The 26,616-nt window shown below is 70.2% G+C and carries 20 protein-coding genes and 1 pseudogene; 12 read left to right on the top strand and 9 right to left on the bottom strand.

Going from position 1 to position 26,616, the window contains the following annotated elements; all coding sequences use genetic code 11:
- Nucleotides 1-114 precede the first annotated feature (114 nt).
- The gene (locus TsocGM_RS08875) at nt 115-2,994 is read right to left on the bottom strand and encodes an Hsp70 family protein (protein WP_126724956.1); all 2,880 of its coding nucleotides are present in this window, start codon (nt 2,992-2,994) and stop codon (nt 115-117) included.
- A gap of 231 nt (nt 2,995-3,225) precedes the next feature.
- Between TsocGM_RS08875 and TsocGM_RS25930 the strand changes: the two genes are divergently transcribed.
- On the top strand, nt 3,226-3,711 hold the full coding sequence (locus TsocGM_RS25930; RefSeq protein ID WP_158633446.1) for a hypothetical protein: 486 nt from the start codon (nt 3,226-3,228) through the stop codon (nt 3,709-3,711).
- Between the two features lie 191 nt (nt 3,712-3,902).
- Here the strand turns inward: TsocGM_RS25930 and TsocGM_RS08870 are convergent, their stop codons facing one another.
- Entirely contained in the window at nt 3,903-5,177 is a 1,275-nt protein-coding gene (locus TsocGM_RS08870; RefSeq protein WP_126724955.1) for a hypothetical protein, read from the bottom strand.
- Nucleotides 5,178-5,404: 227 nt separating this feature from the next.
- Between TsocGM_RS08870 and TsocGM_RS27580 the strand changes: the two genes are divergently transcribed.
- The gene (locus TsocGM_RS27580) at nt 5,405-7,318 is read left to right on the top strand and encodes an ArnT family glycosyltransferase (protein WP_261341628.1); all 1,914 of its coding nucleotides are present in this window, start codon (nt 5,405-5,407) and stop codon (nt 7,316-7,318) included.
- On the opposite strand, the gene TsocGM_RS08860 is transcribed toward TsocGM_RS27580, so the two are convergent.
- The 4 genes from TsocGM_RS08860 to TsocGM_RS08845 form a co-directional block, all read right to left on the bottom strand.
- The gene (locus TsocGM_RS08860) at nt 7,238-8,443 is read right to left on the bottom strand and encodes a glycosyltransferase family 4 protein (protein ID WP_126724954.1); all 1,206 of its coding nucleotides are present in this window, start codon (nt 8,441-8,443) and stop codon (nt 7,238-7,240) included. The two genes, TsocGM_RS27580 and TsocGM_RS08860, sit on opposite strands and share 81 nt — an antisense overlap.
- Nucleotides 8,440-9,231 (bottom strand): tRNA pseudouridine(38-40) synthase TruA, encoded by a 792-nt coding sequence (gene truA, locus TsocGM_RS08855; RefSeq protein WP_126724953.1) that lies wholly within the window; start codon nt 9,229-9,231, stop codon nt 8,440-8,442. Before truA ends, TsocGM_RS08860 begins: the two co-directional genes overlap by 4 nt.
- Before the next feature lie 100 nt (nt 9,232-9,331).
- Nucleotides 9,332-10,360 carry an aspartate-semialdehyde dehydrogenase gene (locus tag TsocGM_RS08850; protein ID WP_126724952.1) on the bottom strand — a complete coding sequence of 343 codons (1,029 nt, stop codon included), beginning with the start codon at nt 10,358-10,360 and terminating at the stop codon, nt 9,332-9,334.
- 461 nt (nt 10,361-10,821) lie between these two features.
- Nucleotides 10,822-12,276, bottom strand: a complete 1,455-nt coding sequence (locus tag TsocGM_RS08845) for a hypothetical protein (protein WP_126724951.1) — start codon at nt 12,274-12,276, stop codon at nt 10,822-10,824.
- A 432-nt stretch (nt 12,277-12,708) separates the two neighbouring features.
- Between TsocGM_RS08845 and TsocGM_RS08840 the strand changes: the two genes are divergently transcribed.
- From TsocGM_RS08840 to TsocGM_RS27575, 9 genes are all read left to right on the top strand, one after another.
- The gene (locus tag TsocGM_RS08840; RefSeq protein WP_126724945.1) at nt 12,709-13,002 is read left to right on the top strand and encodes a hypothetical protein; all 294 of its coding nucleotides are present in this window, start codon (nt 12,709-12,711) and stop codon (nt 13,000-13,002) included.
- Nucleotides 13,003-13,702: 700 nt separating this feature from the next.
- A complete protein-coding gene (locus TsocGM_RS08830) occupies nt 13,703-14,083 on the top strand; it encodes a DUF6968 family protein (RefSeq protein WP_126724949.1) in 381 nt (126 codons plus the stop codon).
- 257 nt (nt 14,084-14,340) lie between these two features.
- Nucleotides 14,341-14,595, top strand: a complete 255-nt coding sequence (locus tag TsocGM_RS08825) for a hypothetical protein (protein WP_126724948.1) — start codon at nt 14,341-14,343, stop codon at nt 14,593-14,595.
- Nucleotides 14,596-14,771: 176 nt separating this feature from the next.
- Complete coding sequence (locus tag TsocGM_RS08820; protein ID WP_126724947.1) at nt 14,772-15,644, top strand: PEP-CTERM sorting domain-containing protein; 873 nt, start codon at nt 14,772-14,774, stop codon at nt 15,642-15,644.
- Nucleotides 15,641-16,204 (top strand): hypothetical protein, encoded by a 564-nt coding sequence (locus TsocGM_RS08815; protein WP_126724946.1) that lies wholly within the window; start codon nt 15,641-15,643, stop codon nt 16,202-16,204. The genes TsocGM_RS08820 and TsocGM_RS08815 overlap by 4 nt, the downstream gene beginning before the upstream one ends.
- Nucleotides 16,205-16,454: 250 nt before the next feature.
- A complete protein-coding gene (locus TsocGM_RS08810; protein WP_126724945.1) occupies nt 16,455-16,748 on the top strand; it encodes a hypothetical protein in 294 nt (97 codons plus the stop codon).
- 130 nt (nt 16,749-16,878) lie between these two features.
- Complete coding sequence (locus TsocGM_RS08805) at nt 16,879-17,412, top strand: hypothetical protein (RefSeq protein ID WP_126724944.1); 534 nt, start codon at nt 16,879-16,881, stop codon at nt 17,410-17,412.
- Between the two features lie 20 nt (nt 17,413-17,432).
- Nucleotides 17,433-18,386, top strand: a complete 954-nt coding sequence (locus TsocGM_RS08800) for a DUF1559 domain-containing protein (protein ID WP_158633445.1) — start codon at nt 17,433-17,435, stop codon at nt 18,384-18,386.
- Nucleotides 18,387-18,788: 402 nt separating this feature from the next.
- On the top strand, nt 18,789-18,914 hold the full coding sequence (locus TsocGM_RS27575; protein ID WP_261341627.1) for a hypothetical protein: 126 nt from the start codon (nt 18,789-18,791) through the stop codon (nt 18,912-18,914).
- Nucleotides 18,915-19,502: 588 nt separating this feature from the next.
- Here TsocGM_RS27575 and TsocGM_RS08795 read toward each other — a convergent pair.
- Nucleotides 19,503-22,592, bottom strand: a complete 3,090-nt coding sequence (locus TsocGM_RS08795) for a serine/threonine-protein kinase (RefSeq protein WP_126724942.1) — start codon at nt 22,590-22,592, stop codon at nt 19,503-19,505.
- A gap of 311 nt (nt 22,593-22,903) precedes the next feature.
- Here TsocGM_RS08795 and TsocGM_RS08790 point away from each other — a divergent pair, with 311 nt between their 5' ends.
- Nucleotides 22,904-24,502 carry an HD-GYP domain-containing protein gene (locus TsocGM_RS08790; protein WP_126724941.1) on the top strand — a complete coding sequence of 533 codons (1,599 nt, stop codon included), beginning with the start codon at nt 22,904-22,906 and terminating at the stop codon, nt 24,500-24,502.
- A gap of 37 nt (nt 24,503-24,539) precedes the next feature.
- Here TsocGM_RS08790 and TsocGM_RS08785 read toward each other — a convergent pair whose 3' ends face one another.
- Together TsocGM_RS08785 and TsocGM_RS25925 are read right to left on the bottom strand one after the other, a co-directional pair.
- Nucleotides 24,540-25,769 carry a zinc ribbon domain-containing protein gene (locus tag TsocGM_RS08785; RefSeq protein WP_126724940.1) on the bottom strand — a complete coding sequence of 410 codons (1,230 nt, stop codon included), beginning with the start codon at nt 25,767-25,769 and terminating at the stop codon, nt 24,540-24,542.
- 608 nt (nt 25,770-26,377) lie between these two features.
- A pseudogene (locus TsocGM_RS25925) lies at nt 26,378-26,616 on the bottom strand (hypothetical protein); the annotation flags it as partial.

Here is a 26,616-nt window from a genome sequence, read left to right as displayed (position 1 = left end):
CTGCGTCCCTGCAACTCTGCGTCCCTGCAACTCTGCGTCCCTGCAACTCTGCGTCTCTGCAACTCTGCGTCTCTGCAACTCTGCAACTCTCCTCGAGATCGGCTCCCCTTCCCCTCAGCCCTCATCCCCCACCAGCCTCAGCCCCACCGGCAGGGCATCGCCCAGCGCGACTCCCTGGGCCTTCGACCTCAGCTCGTGGAACTCCCGCACCGGGCGGATCGTCTCCTCATCGGCCCCGAGGGCCTCGAGTCGACGGATCACCTGGAGGCGAAGCTCCTCGTCGAGGTCCCGAGCCCGGTCGGACGAGACGCGGCCGATCTGGGAGAGGGCGAAGACCAGGTCTTCAGTTTCCCTCTCCGAACTCGGCTCCACCCCCAGCAACACCTCGGCCCACCGTCCGGCCACCTCCCGGGAGACGGCCGTGTTCGCCGGCCCGTACAGCGGCACCCGGGCGCCGAGCCGGCCCAGGCACCAGCTCGCCGACCTCGGCGCCTGGGGGCGGCCGACGACCCTGGCCAGCACGTCTCCCAGCGCGACCTTCCGCGACGGCTCCAGCCGCTCCAGCGCGGCGGCGCAGCGCCACATCTCGGCCAGCTCGTGCGGCTCCGGCTTCGGCCGGTTCAGCTTCTTGGCCGCCGGGCCAACCCCTCCCTTGCCCGGCAGCAGGAACGGAGCGAGCCGGCGGTAGATCTCATCGTGGTGCGCCCGGTTCAGGCCCGCCGCCACGCGACGCCAGAGCACCCACCACTCGACCCAGCACTGCACATCCTTCGGATGCGACACCCCCTGGTGGAAGGTCGGCCACAGGGCCTTGATCCGCACCGGGTCCATCGGGAAGCCGACGCCCGGCCGCAGGCAGTAGCCGGCCAGGTTCAGCCAGCGCTGCTCGTGCCGGGGGGATCGCTTGCGCTCGGCGGCGGCCTCCCGGAGCGGCTCCCAGAGGGCGCGCAGGGCCGAGGGCGGCCAGTCGTCCCTCGGCAGCTCAAGGACGTCCTCCAGCCGCTTGACCAGCCGGGCGGCGCCGAACTCGGCCTGCGGATCGGGCGTCTCGAAGGCGGCCCTGACCGCGGCGACCGCCGCATCGACAAGCGATTGTTCCAGCACGTCTTGCTCGGCGCCGTCCTCGGCACCGGCTGGCGACGACGACGGCGACGACGGGCCGGACCCGTCGGGGTTGCGGAACTGGATCTGCAACCGCCAGCGCCGGTCGTCCGACCGAGACTGGCACCACAGCTCCAGCGTCCCCACCTCCGTCACCCTCGCGGCCAGTTCCACCGGCACCCGCTCGGCCTTGGCCTTGCGCCCGACTCGCATCACGCTCGCCAGCGGCGGCAGGCCGAGGATCGAGTCCGGGTTCTCCGGCACCAGGTCCCCCGGCCGGTCCTGCGGGCGCACCGAGCTGCTCGCCAGCGGGAAGAGCACCGGGCGGTCAACCAGCAACTCGAAGGAGCGGTCGGCGATATGGAACTCGTCCCCCTCCTGGGCGTCCCTCGGCACGGTGCAGAGCCAGGGGGTGCCGTTGGCGCCGTCTCCGGTCTGGAGGCCGATGTAGAACGACCGAGCCGTCCCTCCTCCGATCCGGATGCCGCCGCCTCGCCGCACCACTCCGTAATAGGCCGCCCCGTGCGCGACGGCCAGGTCCAGCGACTCGTTGGCGAGCACCCGAGGGGCGTAGGAGCCGTCCGGCTCATCGGGGAACCAGGAGGTAACGACCTCGACGAGCCGGCGCCGGACGACCTCCGGGGTCAGCGCCCCGCCGTTGAACAGGATCGCGTCGGGCCGGGCCGGTCGGCCGTCGGCGTCGATCGGGTGGCCCTCGGGAAGGATCGCCTCGGCTCGGTGGCGGCGGAGGAAGGCGGCCAGGTGCTTCGGGATCGCCGGATCGCTGACGAACGGCAGGCCGAACTCCTGGAAGCCGATCTTCCCGGCCTTCTCCGGCTCGGCCTCCCGGGGGACGACCGGGAAGAACCCCTCGATCGCCACCCGATGGACCTCCTCCCGAGACAGTTCCGACCGCAGGCTCCCGCCGATGACCCTCGCCCCCCTGCCTGGGATCGTCACCGGCACCCGATCCGCCCCCCCCTCGGCCAGCAGTCGCTCCTTGGCCGACCGGCAGGAGTACCGCAGGGCGCTCCACTGCTCGGGGTCGAGCCGGGCGCCGCCAAGCTTCGCCTCGACCAGGTGCGCCAGCGCCAGGTCGATGTTGTCTCCCCCCAGCAGCAGATGGTCCCCCACGGCCACCCGGCGGAAGCCGGGGCCGGTGGGCGACTCGACCACGGTGATCAGGCTGAAGTCCGTCGTGCCGCCGCCGATGTCGCAGACCAGGATCAGCTCCCCCGCCTTGACCTGCGACTGCCAGCGCTCCTGGTGGGTGACGATCCAGCAGTAGAAGGCGGCCTGCGGCTCCTCCAGCAGCGTCAGGTTCGAGAATCCGGCCTGCTTCGCCGCCGAGACGGTCAGCTCCCGGGCCGCCTCGTCGAACGAGGCGGGCACGGTCAGGACGATCTCCTGGGCCTCCAGCCTCGCCGAGGCGTCTCCCCGGGCGACCTCGTGGTTCCAGGCATCCCGGATGTGGGTCAGCAACGCGGCCGAGGCGGCGACCGGGGAAACCTTCGGGACGTCTTCCGCCGCCCCCCAGGGCAGGATGTTCGCCTCTCGGTCGACGCCGGCGTGGCAGAGCCAGCTCTTGGCGCTGGCGACCAGTCGAGCCGGCACCCGAGCCCCCTGCGACCGGGCGAACTCCCCAACGATCCGATCGGCGTCCGGATCCCAAGGCAGCCGGGCCGCCCCCGGCGGCAATTCCGGCCCCGCCGGCAGGTAGAGGAAGGAGGGGAGCATCGGCCTCGACGCCACCTCCCCCGGCGCGACAAGCTGCGGCACCGGGAACGGCCGGAGATCGGCCGTCGGCCGGGCGCGGCCCTTCGTGTCCACGAAGGCGACGGCGCAGTTGGTCGTGCCCAGGTCGATGCCAACAATGTAGCGCGATCGAGCCATGCCGAGCGTTCGCCCCGAAGTCGTCCAGAAGGGAGAGGGTCGCGTTCAATCCGAGCCGAGCCGAGCCGAGCCTTCCCTATTCTACCGCCCTCCCGAGGTCGTCGAGCCGACTCCCCCGGTTTCCCCGTGCGAGGAAGGGGATCGGCCGGTAGGATCGAGGGACCAGTCCCCGCACCCCCCTGCCCGTCGCGGCCCAATTCGAGCCGACCCCGGCCTCTGGAGTTCTGCCTGATGAGCCAGCCGGCCCCCTCCGGGCCCCCGACCGAGACCGACCCGAGGTTCCCCTCCGGCCCCTGGACCGGCTTCTTCCTGATGCGAGAGCGCCCCGGCCGGCACTGGATGGAGCTTCAGCTCACCTTCCGAGAGGGGGTCCTCATCGGAGAAGGACGCGACTTCGTCGGCCAATTCCTCCTGCGGGGCCGCTACGACCTGACCGACGGCACGTGCCACTGGATCAAGAACTACATCGGCCGGCACGACGTCTTCTACCAGGGCTACAACGAGGGCAAGGGAATCTGGGGCACCTGGGAGATCCCCCCCGTCTCCCGGGGAGGCTTCCACATCTGGCCCGAAGGGATGGAAGATCCCACCCAGCAGCGCCTCTCCGCCGCCGCCGACGCCCCCGTCGAGGCCCCCCCCGCCGATCCGGCCGATTCCCCCGAGGACGAGCCGCTCCCAATCGGCATCGGCATCGGCTTGGGAACCGAGGACGAGTGACCGAGCGGCCGATCCCCCGGGCCCGGCGGGCCGATGGACCGTGCCCGAACGGGGAGGGCGGAGAACGGACCGGAGGCCGACCACCCGAGACGATGGACGATCGGGGACGACGGACGCGGCCCCCCGACGTCCGGCTCGCAACGAGCCCCGGCCCCGCCGGCTCCCCCTCATCCTCGAAAACCCGCCGATCATTACCAGATCCCCTGCTTCTTGACACTGTAGGGAAGGACCTTCACCCCCGCTTCCCGACGCATCGGGGCCATCGCGTCCCTCAGGGCCGCTTCCTGCCGCCGGACCGACGGATCCCGGTCCTCCCCCGGGGCCTCCCCGTCCGATCGGCCGGGCTGTTCCCGGCCGTCGACGAGGTAGACGTGGTCCCCCTTGCCCAGGCCGAGCGACCGGATCAGACCCGCGACGTCGGCCGGTTCGCACCAGTGATCCGGGTCGATCCAGACCACGACGCTGACCGAAAGCCCTCCCCGACGGGCCTCCGGCACGGCTCGGAGCAGATCGTCCCGAGGGGTGATGGCGTCCGCCGAGGAGGACGAGACGGCGGTGGACAGGCCGACCGCCACCCGACTGAGGCCGAGCGATCGGAATCGGGCCCAGGAGCCCTCCTCAGGGACTGACCCCTCCCCCGGACCGAGGAAGGCGAGGATGCCGTCCCGGTGCGGCCGATCGACCGGAAGGTCGGACCTCCGGGCCGGCGCGGGGCCCTCGGCGAGGGGGAACGCCTCCCTGGCGAGGAGGAGCAGCCCCTCGACCTCGGCGGCCGGCCGTCGCAGGACATCCGGCCCCGAGAGGAAGAGGGTCCGGAGGGGCACCGCCCCCAGCCCGAGCAGGGCGGCCACGTCCCGGCAATGCCGGGAGAACCCCTCGAGCGACCGCGATTCCCCCCCGACGGTCGCCTGGAGCACGACCGCGTCCAGGGCGTCGGGAGGCAGGAAGGGGATCGGCCCGAAGGTCGCTCGGTACCGATCGCGATGCCCGGCCCAGGCGATGGCGTCCCAGGAGGAGATCCGGCCGAGCATGGCCAGGAGGTCGTCCCGATCGATCGCCCGGGTCGGCTCGGGGGGAGCGATCAGAGCGCAGGCCCCGGAGGCGATCCGGCCGGCGAGGTCGGCCGCCATCCCCCGGATCTCCTCGTCGATCGCGTCGGCCTCGGCCCGATCCAACGTCCGGCGATCGAGCGTCAGGTTCGGGCCGACCCGGGGGCGGTCGATGGCCTGGGTCGAGCCGTCGAGGCGGCGGAGGAAGTGGCTCGGGTCGAGGTAGCAGCGCTGCCAGCGGCCTTCGAGGTCGAAGTGGTAGCTCGGCTCGTCGCCGAAGTAGAGCGAGAAGGCGCCGTGCTTGAATCCGGCGAAGACAAGGGGGCCGGCGGGGGAGGACGGCCGGATCCCCAGCCGGATCGGGTAGAGGGCGCCGTGTTGCAGGAGGGCCTCGGCCTCCGTCTGGGATGCGGTCATGGCAATCGGCTCCCCGGCCCGAGGGGGCCGGTCCGTTGGGGAGAGGGGGGGGAAACCGGGCTCTACAGGGGAGGATCGATCGGGTATAGAAGCGTCCGGATCTTGCCGAGCGGCCCGGTCGAGGAGACCGGTCCCGCTCCCGATCGGGCGGCCGGGGCGGCGATCGACGCCCCGAGCACGGACGCGAACGCCGCCCCGATGCAAAGCGATTCCGAGGGAGGGAGCCTTTGGACGCGCCCGAGCCAACCCCGACCCCGACCCCGACGCCGACCCCGACGGCCGAGCCCTCGCCCTCCCGCCGCTTCCCCTGGCGGGAGCTGGCACTGATCGGTCTGCTGTCCCTGGCCCTGAACCTCGCCGGCAACGGCCGGGCCAGCCTCTGGGACCGCGACGAGCCCCGGTACGCCGGCTGCACCCGGGAGATGCGCCAGAGCGGCGACCTGATCCACCCCACGTTCAACGCCGAGCCGCGTTATCATAAGCCAGTCCTCATCTACTGGCTGATGCTCGTCGGCACCGCCGTCGGCGGCGACAACCCGTTCGGCGCCCGGCTTGTCTCGTCGGTCATGGGGATGTCGGCCTGTCTGATGGTCTGGGGACTCGGGCGCCGCCTGTTCGGCCCCGCCGAGGGCCGCTGGGCGGCGCTCGCCCTGGCGACGGCGCCGATCATGGTCGCCGAGTCGAAGCTGGCGACCACCGACGCCACCCTGCTCGCCTGGTTCATCGGCGCCCAGTGGGCGGTCTGGGAGCTCTCCCGGCGGCCGAGCCGGTGGGCGACGGCCGCCTTCTGGACGTGCCTGGCCCTCTCGGTGCTGACCAAAGGGCCAGCCGGGCCGGTCCTGATCGCCGCCGCCGGCCTGATGAGCTGGTGGTGGGGAGGACCCACCGCCGGCTACCGTCGCCTGCTCTCCCCGCTCTGGCCCGACTCCTCGGGCCTGGACGAGGGGCTCCGCTTCCGAGAAGCGATCGCCCGAGGAGGCGTCATCGGCCTGGCGGCCTCGGGCCTGACCGCGGTCGAGCTGACCGCCCGGGTGCTCGGCCGGTGGCTGGCGAGGAACTGGGGGGTGCTGCTGTTCCTGGCCATCGCCCTGCCCTGGTACGTGGCGATCGGGATCGTGAGCCAGGGGGCGTTCTTCAGCGTCGCCTGGGGCTATCACGTGATCAAGCGGGTCACGGAGTCGATCGAGACGCATGGCGGCTTCCCCGGCTACTACGCGACGCTGACGATTCCGCTGCTCTACCCGTGGTCGGCGCTGCTGCCGGCGGGGCTGGCGGGCCTCTGGCGGATCAGGAGGACGGATCCGGCGGCGGGGTTCGTACTGGGCTGGGCGATCGGGCCGATGGTGCTCCTGGAACTGATGCGAACCAAGCTCATCCATTATGTCCTGCCGGCGTACCCGGCCTGCGCGCTGGCGGTCGGGTGGCTGGTGGCGGCCGTCTCGCGGTCGGAGCTGAACCTGAGACGATGGCCCCTGGGCCGGACCTCGCTCGGGATGCTCGGCGGGATCGGCGTGGCGCTGACGGTCGGGGCCCTGGCGGGAGCGTCGGCGCTGCCGGGGGGCCTGCGGTGGTCGTGCCTGGCGTTCGCGGCGGCGGTCGGCATCGGGACGTTCCTGGCAGTGGATCGGTTCCGGGTCGGAGCGACCGAGCGGGCGGCGGGGGCTCTGGTCGGGTCCTGGGCGGTGGCGCTGCTGGTCTTCGGGGCCGGGTTCCTGCCGGCGGTGGAGCCCTACCGCCTGCCGCAGAAGGTGGCCAGGGCTCTGGACGAGGTCGAGCGGGCCGAGGGAGCGCTGCCGGTGCTAGCAACCTTCAAGCCGCCAGGGGTCGTCTACTCGATCGGGCATCCAATCCCCGTCCTCGAGGGCCGGGTCGGGGCCGACCTGATGGCCCGCCGAGAGGGACCGCTCGTGTCGGCCCTGACGCCCATCGAGCTGCAACTGCTCAAGCGACACCCGAGACTGGAGGTCGAGGAGCGGGGCACCGTCGCGGGGTTCAATATCGAGCGATTCAAGAATGAATCGCTGACGATCGCCGTCATCCGCCCCCGGCCCGGGACCGTCTCACCGGACGGCGGCCCCGCCCCGACCGTCGCCCGGGGCCGCCGCCGGGGAGAGCAGCCCAAGGCGACGCTCGTACAGTGACCGGATCGAGTCGACCATCACCTCGTGCCGGAACTGCTCTGAGAATCGTCGGCGGCCCTCCTGCCCGAGGGCGCGCCGGCGAGGCTCGTCGCCGGCCAGGGCGAGGATGGCCTCGGCCAGGGCCTGGCGATCGCGGAAGGGGACGAGGATCCCGGTTTCGGGGGTGACGACCTCCCGGGCGCCGTCGACGTCGTAGCTGATCGCCGGCCGGCCGACGATCAGCCCCTGGGGCAGCACCCGGGCGAGCCCCTCTCGGTAGCTGGGGTGCAGCACCACGTCGCAGGCGCCAAGCAGCTCGGGGATCCGGCCCGGAGGCACCAGCCCGGTGAAGGTGATGGCGTGGCGGACGCCCAGGGCCTCGGCTCGGGCTTCCAGGTGCTCCCGCAGCAGGCCGCTGCCGATCCAGACGAACCGGACTCGGGGGTTGGCCTCCAGGACCCGGGGGGCGATGTCGAGCAGGTCGTCGTGCCCTTTGCGCTCGAAGAGGCGGGCGACGGTGGCGAAGGCGACGGCCTCGGGGGGCAGGCCCAGCTCCCGCCGAACCTCGTCCCGGGGGCGGGGAGGGTGGAGGAAGGGCTCGACCTCCATGCCGCTAAAGATCGTCTCGTATTGATCCGGCCGGCCGACGCCGGCGGCCAGCGCCTGCTCGGTCATCGCGTCGCAAACGCTGACGATGGCGTGGCAGCGCCGGGCGGCCCAGCGCTCCAGGCCGACGTACAGGCGATTGCGCCAGGGCGTCTCCGAGGGGCCGAACGGCAGGCCGTGGATGGTGTGGACGACCAGCGGGACCCGTTCGTGCCAGGCGGCGGCTCGGGCGAGGATGCCGGCCTTGGAGCTGTGCGTGTGGACGACCTCGGGCCGGAGCCGGCGGAAGGCCCGGCGCAGGAGGCGGTAGGCCTTCAGGTCGGTGGCCGGCCGGATCGGGCGGACCAGCTCCGGCATCAGCTCGACCTTCAGCCCCTGCCGATCGGCGCGGTCGAACAGGTCCCCCTCGGGCCCTTCGGCGGGGCCGGTGATGAGGGTGACGTCGTCGCCGAAGCGGTGATGCAGCCCCTCGACCGTCAGCAGCGTGTTCTCCTGGGCGCCGCCGAGGATCAGGCGAGTGATGACGTGGACGATTCTCATGGGAGGTGCGGGCGCGGAGGGCCCTCCTCGTCGAGGGGAGTCGCAGGCGTCCGGCCGTATCGGACGAGGAGCAGGAAGAGGCCCTGAGGGGGGGCGGTCGGCCCGGCGGCGGCCCGGCTCTGGGCGGCGAGGGCCTCGGCGGCGAACGATTCGGGCCGGCGGCCTGCTCCGATCAGCACCAGCGTGCCGGTGATCGACCGGACCATATTGTACAGAAACCCGTCGGCCTCGACCTCGATGGTGACGACCGGCCCGTCCCGGGAGACGGCGATATCGAGGATCGTCCGGACGCTGCTGGTCCGGTTGGGCCACTCGGTCTCGAAGCTCCGGAAGTCGTGCCGGCCTCGGAGGGCCTGGGCGGCCCGGTGCATGGCGGCCTCGTCCAGCCGGGAGCCGACGTGCCAGGAGTATCGGCGGCGGAACGGGTCGGGGATGGGGGCGTTGTCGATGACGTAGCGGTAGCGCTTGCTCCGGGCGTCGAGGGTGGCGTGGAAGGCCTGGGGGACGTCCTCGGCGTCGAGGACCCGGATCGACCGAGGGAGCTTGGCGTTGATGGCCCGAACCAGCACCTCGGGAGCCAGCCGGGAAGGGCAGAAGAAGTGGACCACCTGGCCGAGCGCGTGGACGCCGGCGTCGGTGCGGCCGCTGGCGGTGATGTCGGGGCGGTGCCCGGTGATCTGCTCGACGGCCATTTCCAACGCCTCCTGGACGCTGGGGAAGTCCGGCTGGCGCTGCCAGCCGTGAAAGTCCGAGCCGTCATAGCAGATCGTCAGCCGAATGTTCCTCATGGTGCGGGGCGCCCCCGGAGGGGCCGGCGCGCGAGGACCTCACGGAGATGATCGTCGGATCCGGGGGGCGTGCTCATCGGAATCGCCCTCGCCGGCCGGCTCACCGGGAGGAGCCGGCGGGCTGGAGCTTGACCAGCTCCTCGGCGATCTGGACGGCGTTGGTGGCGGCCCCCTTGCGGAGGTTGTCGCTGACGCACCAGAACAGCAGGGCGTTGGGCCGGAACGGGTCTCGGCGGATGCGGCCGACGAAGACGTCGTCGTGCCCCTCGGCGTCGGCGGCCAGGGGGTAGGCGTTGCGGTCGGGGTCGTCGAGCACCGTGACCCCGGGGGCGGCCGACCACAGCGCCCGGGCCTCCTCGGGGCAGAGGGGACGCTCGGTCTCGACCAGGATCGACTCGCTGTGCGAGTACGGCACCGGCACCCGAACGCAGGTGGGGACGACCTCGATCGCGGGATCCCCCATGATCTTGCAGGTCTCGTCGATCATCTTGCGCTCCTCCTTGGTGTAGCCGTCGGGGAGGAAGACGTCGATCTGGGGCAGGCAGTTGCCGGCGATCGGGTGGGCGAACTTCGAGGGGGCCGGCCAGTCTCGCTTCTGGACGAGCGCCTCGAGCTGCTCCTCCAGCTCCGAGAGACCGGTCTGGCCGGCGCCGGAAACCGACTGGTAGGTGCTCACGATCACCCGACGGACCCGGGCGGCGTCGTGCAGGGGCTTCAGCGCGACGACCATCTGGATGGTCGAGCAGTTGGGGTTGGCGATGATCCCCTGGTGCCGGGGGATGTCGTGGGCGTTGACTTCGGGGACAACCAGAGGGACCTCAGGGTCCATGCGGAAGGCGCTGGAGTTGTCCACCACGACGGCGCCGGCCTGGGCCGCCCGGGGGCTCCACTGGCGGGAGACGGAGGCCGGAGTGCTGGAGAGGACGATCTCGACCCCCTCAAAGGCCGAGTCGCTGACCGGCTCGACGGGGAACTCCTCCCCCTTGAATCGGACGACGCGACGTTCCGAGGCGCCGCGATCGGAGGCGAGGAACTTGATCGAGCCGACCGGGAAGCTCCGCTCCTCCAGCAGGCGGACCATCCTCGCCCCCACGGCCCCGGTGGCCCCAACGACGGCGACGTTCTTCACGACCTGGCACTCCTCGAATCGGCGACTGGCGGATACGGCGCGCCGGGCGACCGTCGGCGCGGCGGGATGGAACAGTTTACCGGATCGGGCGATGCGACTCCACGCCGGGGGAACCCGAGGCGGGCCGGATCGAGGGCCAATCGCCCAACCGCAGGGTCGATCGCGTCGAGAATCGGGGTGCCACGGACGGATCGCCCGCCCTGGCTCCGATCGGCCCGCTCTCGGACGGGCAAGCCGGGGCGGGGAGGCCGGAACCGGGACTCCGACCCCCGGCCTCGGCGCCCTTCCGAGCCGGAGCCTCCCCGACTCCCGTCCCCCCATCGCCCGAGGCGCCCCGCCCCGGATCGCTCGACAGACCGTCCTCGGGACCGGATCGGACACAGGCCCGGCCGGGGAGGTTCGTCATCGGAAGGAGGAGGCGGAGGAGCGTCCGATCCGGGTCGGGAGCCCGGAGTCCAGGGTCATCCGGGAGTCACCGGGCGGAGACGGTACGGCGGGAGCGGGGATCGGCGCGGGCCGGTGCGCTGGCCGTCACCGGATCGAGGGGCCGCCCTCTCGCCTCCCAACCGATTGATAGGATTCACCTTACGCGATTCCATCCGGAACGGCCCGGCGGTCGAAATGGGTTCGGTCCGTCTCGGCTCGTCGGGAGACGGGCGGCCGGGGGCGACCGAAGGCTCGGCCTCTCGGGAGGAGGAGCCCTCTCCCGGGGATCGGGACTCCGGGGATGCGACGGAGGTCCCAGCGCGATCAGGGGAGGTCCCCAGAGCGGGGGACTCCGATGGGGCCAGGTCCTTTGGAGCCGGCGAGGCCGCCGGGGAGCAGCCGGGGATCGGTTCGATCGAACTCCTGGCCGGGAGCGTCGGCTCCGACTCGATCCTGACGAACCCCGGCGGGGCGGGGTCGGAATCGACCTCCCGCCACCATCCCCCTCCGACGGGGGCCCGGGGCGTCTCCCCGATCTCCGCCGCCTCCCTGGCGATCGCCAGCAACTCCCGACGGCGGCGATCCCGCAGGTTCAGGAAGAGCCGAATCGCCGCCAGGCAGGCCCGATCGGCCGCCGACTCGTACCGATGCCGCAGCTGCCCCTCCTTCGACGTGTCCGCCGCCGCCGCGAGCCGGGCGACCGCCTCCCGCTCAGGCCCCTCGACCTCCCGCCACGAGGCGTCTCGGAGCGCCCGCAAGCGCTCGATCTGCCGCGCAATGATCGCGCGCAACGCCGCTCGGGCCGCGTCCGGATCGACGGGGGGAGCGAATTCGTCAACGACCGGGTCCGGACGCAACGCGGAGGCACCGTAAACGCCTGGTTGCCCGCGACCGATCGAGGCGGCGAGGGTCCAGAGCATGCGGGCCTCCTCCCCCGCCTCGGGGTCGGGAGGCCCCCCGGGCAGCCCGAGCATCGCCATCGCCTGCGCCCGATCGCGCCCGTCCCATCGCGAGCCCAGGCGAATCTGACTATCCAGCCGCCGCCAATGCCGGATCAACCACTCGCACCCAAACGCCGTCGCCTCCAGCTCCTCGATCACATTGACCGGATCGAGCATCAACCGCTGCCCCATCTTTCTCGCCGCCGCCTGCTTCCGCCGATACCAGCGCCCGACCGCCTCTCGGGCCGCCGCCTCCCTCGCCTCCTGGTTGGCCCGCTCGATCCGATCGAGCCGCACCGACATGACGGCAGCCCGTTGAATCAAATGCTCCTCGACCACGTTGTCCGGCCCCGCCTCTCGCCGCCAACGTTCGATGACCTGATCATACGCGATGCGATCCTCCTCCGGCACCAGCACCTCCGCCGCCATCCCGTGCCTCAAGCCGTTGGCCCGGCTGCGTGCTTTTCCTTCGTCCGTCCTCGGCCCGGTCGATCGCTGCGCGTTCCGCCGGTTCGCCTCGATCCGCTTCCGCGAGATGCCGTCGCTCATGATGCTCCCCCCAAGATGTGCCTCAACGGACTCCAGGGAATGAGACGGAGAAGGTGCCGATCGCTTCGGCCCGTCCGACGCGCCGCGCCGCACCGCGATCGCTCGGCGCGCACGGGCCCCTCATCGACACCATCGGGGGATGGGGGGTGGTCCAGTCTCAAAATCTGCCGACGGCGCCCCGCTCCGGAGCCCCTCGGGCCGAGGGAGCATCTGATGTTCTCCAAACACCTATTGCAGTCATGGACATGCAGCGTTAGCTTCCAGGTGGCCGCTCATTCCTTGACGCCTGGAGGGCGGGCGGCGGGGCGGCGGGGGTCGTGTCGACCTTAGCCACCCCACCGACGCCTGTGGCGCTAACGGGGGAGAGGTGACGTGGAAGAACACGCCATTTCGTCCATCGAAACAAGGTTAGGCGGCTCCGGCGGAGGGCGAATGAGCGGGGCTGCTGAACTCTACTGGAACGAGCGGCGCGTGGCCTTCGTCGAGGACGTGAGCTGCGAGGACTTCCCCTGGGCGGCCGGCAGGCTAACGGCGTTCTCCGCAACGTCCGAACTACGCGAAGCGCTGGAATGGCTTGCTCGCATGGCCGAGGCCGATGAGTTGGAGGACCCGCCCTTCGACGTGACCCTGCTCGAAGGGTGGCGCCTCCAGTCAGCAGATGGGCGAGAGCGTGAGGTCTCGCCACCCTTGATCGACTTCGAGGCGAACACGGCCAAGTGGCGTTGACCGCCTAACCTCGCGCTGCAGCGGACCCGGCCCGCCGCGACGCTTGGTGGTGACATCAACGGTGGCTCAGGCGGGCCGGTCCGCTGAGCTTGGTCGTTAGGCAGCCTCGGTCACCGGTCGTGCGTCGACCACCAATCTGTTCAACCCAACTTCATGACCAATCGGCCGTCAACGCACGGAGAACACCAGCGATGGACCAAAACCAGAAACGGAAACGGACGCTCTGCGGTTCAAGACGCACTTTCCTGGGCGGCATCGTCGCAGGAGGCATCATTGCAGTCGCCCCTCTGTTGAAGGTCATCAGGGCGTCGAGCCAGCCGACTCCAAGGGATGGGCCCATGACCTATGCCATGGCTGGAGGAGATATCGAAGCCTGCAGGGAAGCCTGCTACGCTGCCTACGAACTGTGTTGTCAGGGATGCAAGCGATTCCGAAGCCGGGCGAGACGTGCCATCTGCTACGCGGCATGCGCGGAGCAGCTCGCGGCGTGTTACGCTGCTTGCGAAGCAGCACGGGTCGGTCGCGTCCTGGATGATGCAGCAGATTGGATCGCGGATCATCCCGGAGTCGTCGTCGGTACGATCGTCGTCATCGGTGGGGTCACCTTTATCGTCGTGAGCGGAGGGAGTGGACTAGCCTTGGCACCGGTCCTCGCTCTGTGACTCTCCGAAGACCCTCCATCTAGAAGGAGCAGTTGGTCATGCAAAATGTTCAGGATCCGATGGGCCCGATCATCGCCACTCGGCCGATGGTCTGGCTGCGGGCCGATGGCGCAGAGATCCCGGCTTTCGTTGAGATCGGGATGCCTTATCAGCTTCCGCCCGACGTGCCCGGTGAGCCGGGCGACTGGGCGTGCCGCGTCCGAACCAGGGGCCTTGGCGATAACAATTTCTACACGGTTTACGGTGTTGACGGGATCCAGGTGTTGTATCTGGCCCTGTCGATGGCCGGGACGCTCGTGTCGAATTCGATCGTTGCCGGGGACTTGGATTGGTCGGAGGTGCCAAACTTCGGGTTCCCGCCTCCGCCGGAACAACCCGACGGCGACGAAGGTTGCGAAGGCTGTCCCCCAAGTCCGTGATCGACAAACGTATCCGATCTGGGCCCACCCTCGCAGCGAGGCGGGCAGGTGGCCGGAGCAAAGTTTTCGTGCCCCGGTCCCACCGGTGGCGGCTGAGCCGCCTAACCTGGCGCTGCAGCGGACCCGGCCCGCCGCGGCGCCTCTTGGTCATTCGGGCGGTTTCTCTCGGCGTTCCGGTCCGCTGAGCTTGGTCGTTCGGCGGCTCCGGCGGAGGGCGAATCAGCGGGGCTGCTGAACTCTACTGGAACGAGCGGCGCGTGGCCTTCGTCGAGGACGTGAGCTGCGAGGACTTCCCCTGGGCGGCCGGCAGGCTAACGGCGTTCTCCGCAACGTCCGAACTACGCGAAGCGCTGGAATGGCTTGCTCGCATGGCCGAGGCCGATGAGTTGGAGGACCCGCCCTTCGACGTGACCCTGCTCGAAGGGTGGCGCCTCCGGTCAGCAGATGGGCGAGAGCGTGAGGTCTCGCCACCCTTGATCGACTTCGAGGCGAACACGGCCATGTGGCGTTGACCGCCTAACCTCGCGCTGCAGCGGACCCGGCCCGCCGCGACGCTTGGTGGTGACATCAACGGTGGCTCAGGCGGGCCGGGTCCGCTGAGCTTGGTCGTTCGGCGGCGACTGCCCCCGGCGGTCCGGCGGGCCGTCTAACGTGCGACCGAGCCGAATCACTTCGAAAGGAGGCAATCATGATGCACATAAATTCACGTCTCGCGGTGATCATCACGGCGTCCGTGTTGGCCACGTCGCCGGTTCTCGGTGGGAGTATCACGATCACGGGCCCCGCGCCGCAAAATTACAAACAACAAGCATCCCATCCGAGCTTGAACGGGAATGTCGAGCTCCATCCCCAATCCGTCACCTACATTCCCAGTGCCTCGACCAAATTCCGGAACACCCTGTCCGACCAATTCCCCGACTGGACCTTCAGCTACGCCGGTGGCCTGTCGGGCACCCTCAACATCGATGCATACAAGGCATATGCCAACGACGGTTACGGCGGCGCGGAGTTCAGGGCGACCTATACGAGAGGCACCGGCGATCCGGCGCTCGCAGATCTTTACTGGATCCAGATGGTCGACACGGGTGATCCCATCGTTCCGGGGATGAACCCCGTCATCGATCCGATCCTCAACGACACGAATGAAACTCCTGTCATGCCGTTCTACTGGGATATCAACGGGGACGATCCTGACTACCACGACTCAACTCACAAGACCTCAAGCACCTATAAGTTCATCGACGTGCCTGCGGTGCCCTACCCCAACCCGCCACCCTTCCCTCATTTTACTCGGCTGTACTGGACGGCCGATTTGATGCTCGCCTCCTGGGACGGTACGTTGAACAATGGGGTTGGATCGGTCACCATTCACGACGGCATCAGGTGGGGATTCTATCACTTGGTATCGCACGATCCTCCCAGATCTGCCGCCGACGCGGTCCGCTTCGACCGGCGACCCGCCGGACTCGCTGCGGTGCCGGAGCCGGCCAGCCTGGCCCTAGTGTCCCTCGGCGGCCCGGCCGTCGCCGCTTTCGTGCTCTTTCGGAGGCGCAACCGATGAGGCATCGCCCTTTCCTGCTGATCGCGCCCGTCGCGCTCGTGGTGATCGCATTGGCCGCACTGGCGGCGGTGCACCGCACGGCTTCGGGACGGGACCGGAGCGACCTTCGCCCGTCCCCGGATCACAATCGCCAGGTGGACCGCGCGATGACGCACTACAGGCTCACCGCAGCCCTCACGGGACCGACGTTCCGCACCGTCGGGCCAATCCCTGTTGTCGTCGTGTTCCGCAATGCCGATGGCCCCCCAACGGAGATCTACAAGTGCGGCTTCTGGCCGAACCATTGGGTCGAGGTGGTCGACGAGCAGGGCATCGAGCCGCCGCTGACGGAATGGGGCCGGATTTTCCGTCGGATATTCGAGACGGGCAGGCGTGATCGAAGCATCAAGATCGTCGTCAAGCGAGGGGAGACCTCGTTCGAGATCCTGAGCGATCTGAACAAGGTCTATCGCCTGGATCCCGGTCACTACCGGGCGAAGGCGATCTACAACGACTCCTCGGCATCGCCTCAGATTCACCACCTGGCCTCGGATACCGTTTCTTTCGAGGTCGTCGAGTGACGCAAGGCCGTATGGGGCGTGGCGGCGGGGTGGCACTGTCGAGAGGTCCTGATCGGGGTGCTACCGGCTCTGCCAGTGCCGATGAATGGGGAGCACTGGCAGAGCCAGTGGCACCCGAACGGAGGGGTCGCCGCCTAACCTCGCGCTGCAGCGGACCCGGCCCGCCGCGGCGGTTCACTCACGTGCGTAGCTCACTCTCGGCGGTCCGGTCCGCTGAGCTTGGGCGTTAGGCGGCTCCGGCGGAGGGCGAATGAGCGGGGCTGCTGAACTCTACTGGAACGAGCGGCGCGTGGCCTTCGTCGAGGACGTGAGCTGCGAGGACTTCCCCTGGGCGGCCGGCAGGCTAACGGCGTTCTCCGCAACGTCCGAACTACGCGAAGCGCTGGAATGGCTTGCTCGCATGGCCGAGGCCGATGAGTTGGAGGACCCGCCCTTCGACGTGACCCTGCTCGAAGGGTGGCGCCTCCAGTCAGCAGATGGGCGAGAGCGTGAGGTCTCGCCACCCTTGATCGACTTCGAGGCGAACACGGCCAAGTGGCGTTGACCGCCTAACCTCGCGCTGCAGCGGACCCGGCCCGCCGCGGCGTTTCTTGGTCAGTCACAGCTTCATCTCGGCGGGCCGGTCCGCTGAGCTTGGTCGTTCGGCGGCGGGGGCTTCGATCCAGGGAACTGACATGAGGAATCGCATCGTTCTGTTCGTCCTGGGCGGTCTCGTCTTCGCGGGTTCGGGGTTGGTGCTCTGGAGGATCTTTGGGGGGCGTGGGGAAGAGGATCGGGGGCCGTTTCGGTTCGGAGAGCCCAGAGTCATCCAGCCGGACGATCCCCCGGCGGCCCCGCTCCCGAGACCCGTCGTCCGGGTCCTCGAACCGGCCAAAGGCCAGAAGATCAAGCCGGAGGACACGCTGATTGCTTGCCGGGTCGAGTTGACCATCCCCGATGGCGGCAAGATGCCCGATGGCATGATCATCGAGCTTCAGCAGAATGGCATCAACTACGATACATGTAGCGGCGTTCCCGAGGAGGACCGGGGGGACGGGCGCTATCTCCTGAAGGGCGAGCTCGATCGTCCGAAGCGGCCGGGTACCTACGTGATCCGGGCCTGTACGATCGACGAGGATGTGATCATGCCCGAGTCCGACGCGGAGCAAGCTGAGATCAAGTCGATCCTCACCTACTCGCCATTCGTCGAGATCGAGGTGGAGCCATGACGGGGAGGCGAATCCCAGCCGTGATCTCCGGTCGCTCGTGCTGCCGGCACGCGTTTACGCTCGTCGAATGCCTGGTGGTCCTGGCGATCATCGCGCTGCTGATCGCGATCGTGGTGCCGGCCGTCCAGATGGCCCGCGAGGCCGGGCGGCGCGCTCAGTGTGCGAACAACCTCCGCCAATTCGGGCTCGCCCTGGCCAACTACGCCTCAACCGTCGGGTCTTTTCCGCTCGGCTACGGAGGACAGGGCTATTCGGCCCATGCGGCCCTGCTGCCCTACATGGACCAGAAGCCCCTGTACGACGCGCTGAATTTCGACGTGGGGTCGAGCTTCTTCCCGCCGCCGGAGAATTGGACGGTCGCCGTGCTCACGCCAGGGACCTTCCTTTGTCCTTCGGACACACAGCCCCAGTTCAATCAGGGGATCGGCTTCACCAGCTACGCCGGCAATCGGGGTGTGGGTGTCCAGAAGTACGGCTACAACGGGGTGTTCTCCGGGCCGTTCGAGTCCCCCATCAAGCCGAGCGGGATCAACGACGGGCTGAGCAACACCGTCGCGATCAGCGAATGGCTCTTTGGGCCGGCGAACCCCCTGGTCCGCGATGCCAGGCGCTCGGTTTTCAAGACGATCCCTCCGCTCGACCAACCGGAGGAATTCGATCGCTTCGCCGAGGCATGCCATAACATCGATCTTCGCACTGCGCCAACCAATGCTCCCTTCCGCGGGATGAACTGGCTGTTCGGCGAGTTCAACTTCTCACTCTATAATCACACACTCTCGCCTAATGACCATAGCTGCACGAACGGTTCCGGGTTCCAGACGGGCGCCTGGACGGCGACCAGCCTCCATCCCGGCGGGGTGAATGCGGCCTTCGCCGACGGCCATGTCCGCTTCGTGAAGGATTCGACGGAGCGGAATCTCTGGCGTGCCCTGGGGAGTCGCAACGGAGGTGAAGCGATCTCTTGGGAGTGGTGAGCGTGGGCTCTCGGCAACGTACACGGATCGTCGCGCCGGCTGATCGAAGTGTGGCCGGCAAGTGGATCGGACCCGCAGGCGATCGCAACACCTGCGAGCCCGGGAGAGATTGCCCCCTGGCGTAGGAGCAACCTTAATGTCCATATTACCTTAATCACCCCACCCTGGCCAGATCCCGCCGCCAGAAGTCATCAGCAGCGCACGCCGCTCCCGACATCATGCTCCCTACTGGGCTGCGCCGTCGATGGGTTCCGCGCCGGGCGATTGCGGGCCAGGGCGGGAGGCGGCGAGACGAAGACACGAATCGCCGTCCTCTTCATTCTCGGCCCATCCGTCATCATCGGTTTTTGACTTCACGATTCGATCCATCCAAGACTTCGGCCCATCCCCAGGAGGCTTGCGATGATCACTCGGCAGACCGTGCTGCGGAATCTCCTGGCGTTGGCCTTGCTCCTCGTCCCCGTCGCGGACACCTTCGCCGGCATCGTTGTCAGCTTCACCATGCCAGCGGCGAATACTCTGCCCTGAACTACCGAGGGTCGGCGAATTGGAACCCGGCCACCGACCCCTCCCCGACCGCTGTCGTCGTCAACCTGAGGTTCAACAACCCTACCAGCGGGCCCATCACCGACAGCGAGACATCGGTGTGGGTCAGCTACACATCCGGCACAGCGGTCTGGGTAAATTTAACCCCTGCCACACTGACGGCCAACCAGTACCAGAGCAACACGAGCCCCTATTATCTCCAAGCGGTTCCCTCTGGGGCGACTTCGCCTTACTCGATCCCTGGCACCAATCTCCCGCAGATCGATTCCAACTGGATTGGGCTGGGTTCGATTCAGGAGCACGCGATTGCGTGCCACTTCGGCATGTCGCGCGAGCGACCCTGGTTTCTCACAATCGGGGTCGCGACGCGAGATCGGCGGGTGATCGAGGCCAAGTCGTCGTGCCCTGGTCTTCTACCGGCGTTGTGGCTGGGGTCGTGTCGCCCCAGACCCGGACGCCTCCCGACGCTGGGGTCGGCACGACCCCAGACTGCCCGCCTCCGGACGATCGCGTCGGATCGATTTCTCAAGATAGAGACAAGCCACCTCGCGGTGGTTCGGGAAGGGGGGCTTACGGGCCGACGAGGGAGCGGAAGGCGGGGAGGGGGCGGAGGGGGTCGAAGTCGGGGTCGGAGCGGGGGAGGGAGGGGTCGATGCCGGAGTCGAGGGCGCGGCGGAGGAGGTCGAGGGCGTCGGTGGCGAGGGAGGGGTCGGAGGTGGATCGGGAGAGGAGGGAGAGGGCGGCGGCGGCGTTGTAGAGGCGGTGGGGCGTGGGGGCGCGGCGGAGGGCGTCGACGTCGGAGAGGGCGGAGCGGAGGCCGAGGCGGGCGCGGACCAGGGCGCGGAGCTGGATGGCGTCGAGCAGGCGGGGGTCGGCCTCGAGGGCCTCGTCGAGCAGGGAGAGGGCGGCGGCGGGATCCTCGGCCCGGCAGAGGAGGGCGAGGCCGAGGCGGGCTCGGGGGGAGGAGGGGTCGGAGCGCAGGGCGCGCTGGAAGTCGGAGCGGGCGCCGAGGGGGTCGTGCTCGATGCGGACGAAGCCTCGGGCGACGAGCAGGACGGGGTCGTTGGGCCGGCCGGCGAGGGCCTGGGCGAAGCGGCGTTCGGCCTCGTCGCGGCGGCCGGAGCGGGCCAGGGCCTCTCCCCAGGAGGCGAGCAGGACGGGGTCGCGGCGGCCGGAGCTGCGGACGGCGTGGTTGAGGTCGGCGGCGGCCTGCCGGGGGTCGTCCAGCTCGAGGCAGGCCAGGGCGCGGTTGATGCGGGCGGGGATGAGGTCGGGGTCGATGGCGACGGCGCGGTCGTAGGCGCGGCGGGCCTCGGCGATGCGGCCATCGAGGGCCAGGGCGAGGCCGCGGTTGGCGTGGGCCCAGGCGGAGGAGGGGTCGAGCAGGGTGCAGGCGGCGAAGTCGGAGGCGGCGGCGGCGTAGCGGCGCTGCTCGAAGTGGCAGAGGCCCAGGGCGAACCAGGACCAGAAGCGGCGGGGGGCGATCCCGATGGCCAGATCGAGTTCCTGCTCGGCCAGGTCGGGGCGGCCGGCGGCCAGCGCGGAGGTGCCGCGGAGGTAGTAGTCTCGGGCGGTTTCGGGGGGCATGTGGAGGGAGCGTTCTCGGTCGCGCTCGGCCCGGTCGGCCAGGCCGAGGGCGGCGGCGTAGGAGGCGCGCTCGGCGAAGAGGGTGGAGGGGGGTCTGGGGTCGATGCGCTCGGCCAGCTCGAGGCGCTCGAGGGCCCAGAAGAGGGTGGCGGCGTAGACGTTCTCGGGGCCGTCCCGGGCGGCGAGGACGGAGGCTCGGGCCTGGAGCATGAGGAGCTCGGCGATCTGCTCGGCCAGGCGCATGCGGTCGGCGCCGGCGAGGGAGCGGACCTTGGGCCCCTCGTTCCAGCGGTCGCCGAGGGTGTCGATCTGGTAGCGGGCGAGGGCCTCCCGGGCGCGATCGAGGCCGCGGGAGAGCTGTCGGCCGTCAGCCAGGCCCTCGAAATCGGAGGAGGTGTTCAGCAGGAGCTGGCAGCGGGTGAAGTCGGCCTCGAAGTCGCGCAGCTCCAGGCGGGCGTCGGCGGCCTCCAGGCGGTCTCGGATGGCCCAGAGCAGGGCGCCGATGCCGCAGATCAGGGCGAGGGAGACCAGCGCGACGGAGGAGGAGCTGGTCAGTTGCGGGTTGCGGCGGAGGAACTTGGAGGCGAGTTCCTTGAGGCTAGGCTCTCGGGCGGTGCGGAGGGGGCGGTCTTCCAGGAAGCGGCGGAGGTCCTCGGCGAGCTCGGCGGCCGACTGGTAGCGGCGGTCGGGCTCGGGGTCGAGGCACTTGAGGAGGATGGCGTCGAGGCTCCAGGGGACCTCGGGGTTGGCGGCGCGAGCCGAGGGAGCGCCGGCTCGTCGCTCGGCGATCATTTGATCGAGGATCTGGGCCATCGGGGGCCCGTCGGGGGGTTCCTGGAAGGGGTGCCGGCCGGCGACCATCTCGAAGAGGATCAGGCCGAGGGAGTAAAGGTCGGAGCGTTCGTCGACGGCCTCGGGGGGGGTGGTGCCGGTGGGGTGGAAGGCGTCGAGGTGCTCCGGGGACATATAAGGGAGCGTGCCGCCGATGCGGGCTCGAGAGCCGGCCTCGCCGGGGGTGACGACGGCCGAGAGGTTGAAGTCGAGGAGCATCGGGGTGCCGTCGGCGGTGATCAGCACGTTCGACGGCTTGAGGTCGCGGTGCAGGAGCCCTCGGTTGTGGGCGTGCTCCAGGGCCTCGGCCAGGCGGGCGGCGATCCAGGCGGAGGCCTGGATGTAGCTGGCGTGCCGGAGGAAGCGGCGGGCGGGCTGGGCGTGGTCGGGGTCGTCGGCCGGAGCGTCGTCTGGTTCGCCGACGAGGCGCCAGCCGGCCAGTTGGGCCCAGCAGCGGGCCAGGGTTGAGCGGACGATGGAGGGGGAGGCCTGGGAGGCGGGGGGCTGGTCTTTGGAGGCGGCGGTCGCCTGGACGAACGACGCGAGGGCCTGGGAGGAGCGTCGGCCCCCCTTGCCGCTGGCCGGCAGCGAGGGGGGAGGGCCGCCGACCTGGTCGAGGGCCGCCACGAGGCTGCCGCCGGTGGAGGGGGACTCCGCTCCGGAGACGGCGCCGGCGGCCTCGAGCACCTGGGCGAGGTTGGCGCCGCCGAGATAGGGCATGCAGATCAGGTGCATGCCGCTGGCCCGGTCGCTGTGGACCGAGTGGATGGGCATGATGTGGGAGTGCTGCAGGCGGGCCAGGAGCTGCGACTCGTCCACGACCGGGTGGGCGGACACCTTCAGGGCGACCTGGCGGTCGGCCAGGTCGAGCTGCTCGGCGAGGAAGACGCGGGCGAAGGCGCCTCGGCCCAGCTCTCGGACGACCCGGAAGCCGGCGATCTCCTCCCCGGGAGCGGGGAACCTGGGCTCGGTCGGCCGGGAAGCGGTCAGCGGGACGGAGAGGGAGAGGTCGATCGGCTCGGCGGAGGGGGAGGCGTCGAGCAGGTGGAGCGAGAAGTCGAGGTCGTCCGGGCCTCCCGGCGTCGGGGGCTCGTTTCCCTCGACCGTGGAGGGTCGGGTGGACCGAGGAGGAGGCGCAGGGGGCAGGGAACACCCCCGGGATTGGGGGTCGGTGGGCAGGTCCCAGAAGCGGAGGTCGGATCCCGCCCAGCCGTCCTTGGAGCCCGACCCGAGATCGATCATCGCCTAAACTCCTGGCGAAACGGGCCCGATCGGAGCGAGCAGGCCGTTCTCCCAAGGGGAGCCTGCCCTCTGAAGGAAACTCTAGGTCGGAGCGAGGCGGAAGGGGCCGCCGAACAGCCCAAGCGGGTGCCCGAGTTGCCCGGAATCAACCGGCGCCCTAGCTTAGCGATTGGACCAGTCCCGAATGCTCCGCCCGCCGAGGACCTGGAGCGGGCACCTCCGAGTCGATCCGGTCCACCCGGAGCCAAGGGACCATCCGCATCCAACCGGGAGGATCCATGCACGCCGGAAGTCCGATCGAACCGCCCGAGATGACAGTGGGCGAGCCGCCGCCCCGCGATCAGGCGGAGCACCGGGCCCGATGCCGGGCCCGGGCGCTGAGCCTGGAGTTCTCCGCGCCGGTCGGCCTGCTGGAGATCGGTCCTGGAGGCGAGGCGAGCTGGGCCGCCCGGGTCGGCGAGGACGAGGTGCGCTGGCCCCGGTCGGAGCGGGCGGCCAGCGCGGTGCGGGAGTCGGGCGGCAAGGCCGTCTCGCTCTGGATTCCTGGTCCGGCCGAGAATCACCTTTGGCTGATCGTCCGCTGCCCCGACGAGGGGGGGGCGTCGACGACCGCCTGGGCCGGCTTCGCGTTGTCGGGCACGGGGCACTGGGGAGTGGGCCGGCCCTGGGGACCGTGGGGGACGCCGGCGCCGGCGCCGGCGCTGCTGGCCTGGGGGAGGGAGATCCACGCGAGGCTCGCCGGCTCCCCTTCCGGCGGCTCGGGGCCGGGGGACTCGGAGGCTCCCGCTCGGCGTCGGCTCAAGCTGCCGGATCGGCTGACGAGGGAACTGTCGGTGTCGGACCCGCCGGAGCGGTTCCAGCGGCTGGCGGTGGAGGCGCTGCGGGGGGCGCTGCAAGCGGAGGCGGTGGCCTGGGTGCCGAGGAGCCGGAGGGAGCCAGTCGTGCAATCCGGCTCGATCTCGGGCCGGGGACCGGAGACCTTCCGGCAGCTGCTGCCGAGGCCGGACCGCCAGGGGGACCACTCCTGGAGCGACCCGAACTCGGCGACCGTCGCCGGGGTCCGCCACGCCCTGGCCGTGGCCGCCGACCCCGAAGGGGGGGCGGGCTGGCTGGTGGCGGTCAACCCGCTCGACGACCGGCCGTTCGGCCAGGACGAGGCGGACCTGCTCCGGCCGATCGCCAGCCTGATCGCGGCCCAGCGCACCAACTCGAGGCACTACGCCGAGCTGAAAGACCTGCTCTTCGGCGTGATTCGGTCGCTCTCGGCGGCCATCGACGCCAAGGATCCGTACACGCTGGGGCACTCGGAGCGTGTCGGGAGGATCGCCGCGCAACTGGGGGAGGCGATGGGGCTGTCGGCCAACGAGCGGGGCGACCTGTACCTGTGCGGCCTGCTGCACGACGTGGGCAAGATCGGCATCAGCGACGCGATCTTGCAAAAGGCCGGCCCCCTGACCCCCTCGGAGTTCGGCGAGATCAAGCGGCACGTGCGCATCGGGGTGCAGATCCTCTCGGATCTGAAAAAGCTGAACCACCTGCTGCCCGGAGTGGCGCACCACCACGAGAATTTCGACGGCTCGGGCTACCCCGACGGCCTGGCCGGGGCGTCGATCCCGAAGATCGCCCGGATCCTGGCGGTCGCCGACGCCTTCGACGCGATGTCGAGCACCCGACCTTACCGCCGTCGGCTGAGCCCGGACCAGATCGACCGGATCTTCCGCGATGGGGCCGGGACGCAGTGGGACCCGGAGGTCGTCTCGGCCCTCTTCACCTGCCGGCAGCAGGTGGAGCGGATCCGGCAGAAGGGGCTGGGCGACAGCGTGATGCAAGTGGTCGACGACACGATCGGCCGGGCCGAGGGGGCCTCGATCCTCTCCAGCTCGACGCACGCGGCCGTCGACGCGGGCTGAGCCGGGAGGGCGAAGGGCCTCGCCGTTGCGGATCGGATCAGGGCGCAGGGGCGGGAGGAAGGGCGGAGAGCTTCAACACGAGCTTCTCGAGCAAGTCGATGCGGGCGTCACGCTCGAAGCGGAGGGCGACTTCGTCGGAGGGCGGGCCGCCCAGAGCCAGGCGGCTGGATTCGAGAGCGCTGAGGCCGGGTAAGGGGATCCGGGTGCGGGCGTCGAACGCCTCGCTCCAGGCCGGTTGGCCGTCGCGCTCGAAGCAGAGCGCAACGGAGAACAGCGTGGTGCGGTGGAACGACTGAAGGTAGTTCGGCCCCGGCTTGCGGTCGATCGTCGCTCGGAGGAGAAACGGCGAGGCGTCCCAGAGGTCGGCCAGGGGAGAATCGGGATCGGGAGGGAGATAGCCGCGTCGGGCCAGCGCATCGGCGAGGATCGGCGGAAGCTCGCAATCGATCGGGGGAAGCCCCTCGGGGGACGGGGAGCCGGCAAGGGAGATCGGCCCGACTCGGGCTCCCCGAGCGGCCACCAGCCCGGCCGCGAAGGATCGGACACGGCGGAGGGCCCCGGAGGAGGAGGCGGTCGGGAGCGGGGACAGGCGCTCGGCCAGCAGTCGGGCCCGAGCCAGGGCCTCGACCGGACGGCCGTCGTCCCGGGCCTGCTCGGCCAGGACGAGGTGATGGTCGGCCCACCGGGACAGAGCGGCGGCGGCGTCGGCGAGGATGCGCCCCGACATCGCCTCGAGGGCCGGGTCGGAGCCGGAGCGATCGAGCAGGGCGATCGCCTCGTCGGCGGCCAGGTCGGGAGCGAGGCCGGCGAGGGCCTCGAGGCGAGCCTCAGCGTCCCTTCGGGCGATCTCGTCTCGGCGGTCGGCCAGGGCCTCCGGCCCACCGGGGGGATCCAGACCGTACCGGGAGGCCAGCGCTCGGGCCTCGTCGGCGGCCAGCAGGGCCGAGGCAAGGTCGCGGTGGCGCTCCGCCTCGTCGAGCCGGGCCAGCACCCGGGTCAGCTCGGCGGCCTGCCCGCGTCGGGAGGACGATTGCCACCACTGCCAACCGATCGTCGGCACCGCCAGCATCGCCATCGCGACCAGGCCGACCGCCAGCCAGGCCCTCCTCCTCCGATTCGACCGCCGCCGGCCAAACCGCCGAGGGAAGAACGGAACCTCGACCAGCGTGCCGCACCGGCCACACTTCACCCGACGGCCACGAGAGTTCCGGTCGAGGTCGATCCGACGACCGCATTCCGGGCATCCGAACGCGAGCGAACTGCCCATCGATTGCCGCCCCTCGCCCCCAGCGGGCCCGAGCCCCCCGATCCGACCCAATCCGACCCGATGCCAAGCGATGCCATCCGGCCGTCGTCTCGCCGATCGGACAGCGGTCAGAGCCCCCCCGTCGACTCGGCCCGGGGGCCTCGGATCGACCCCGAACGACACCACGATGACACCCCCCATCGAACCATCATACGACCCTTCGGCGGCGAAGGGTCGGTCGAGGGCCGTGATTTCTTTCATCGACATCGCCGTCCAGGGCGGAGGATCAACACGGAGCACGCCGGCGGTCCGGCTCGATCCCGCCCCCGGAGCCCCAGCAGGGGGCCGAGGGGCCGGCTCCCATCGACACACCGATCACAATCAATCACGATTGATTTTATGGAACCATGAGTCCACGCGACCCCGAGCGTCCCGACCCGGGCCGAGACGCCTCGGGTCGCTTCCCCAACGCTCGGATGAGCCGCGATCGGTGACAGTCGGGATCTCGCCGATCCGGTTGTCACCAACTGGGGTTCGGCGTCCTGGGTCGGGGTTGCGGGGAGTCGTGGCAAGGTCGCGAACGGAGGAACGCGAGCGCAGGGGCGTCGGACTCGGGACGCGAGGGAAGCTCAGTCGGGGGAATCGATGCGGATGTGAAGGCGGAGGGCGTCGATCAGGCGGGAGAAGCTCTCGGGGGACATGGACTCGGGGGCTCGGACCCGGACGATCTTGCCGGCGTCGGCTCCCCAGAGGCGGAGGTCGAAGCGGACGGCGGCCGGTTCTTGAGCGGGGAGGGAGGAGGGAGCCCTGGGAGGAGCAGACCAGGTCGAGGGGGGCGCCGAGGGGATCGGCGGGGGGGGGGGGGGGG

It is taken from the genome of Tautonia sociabilis (assembly GCF_003977685.1).
GTDB lineage: Bacteria > Planctomycetota > Planctomycetia > Isosphaerales > Isosphaeraceae > Tautonia > Tautonia sociabilis.
Note: the sequence above shows the minus strand (reverse complement) of the source record. Positions and strands in the feature narration are given on the sequence as shown.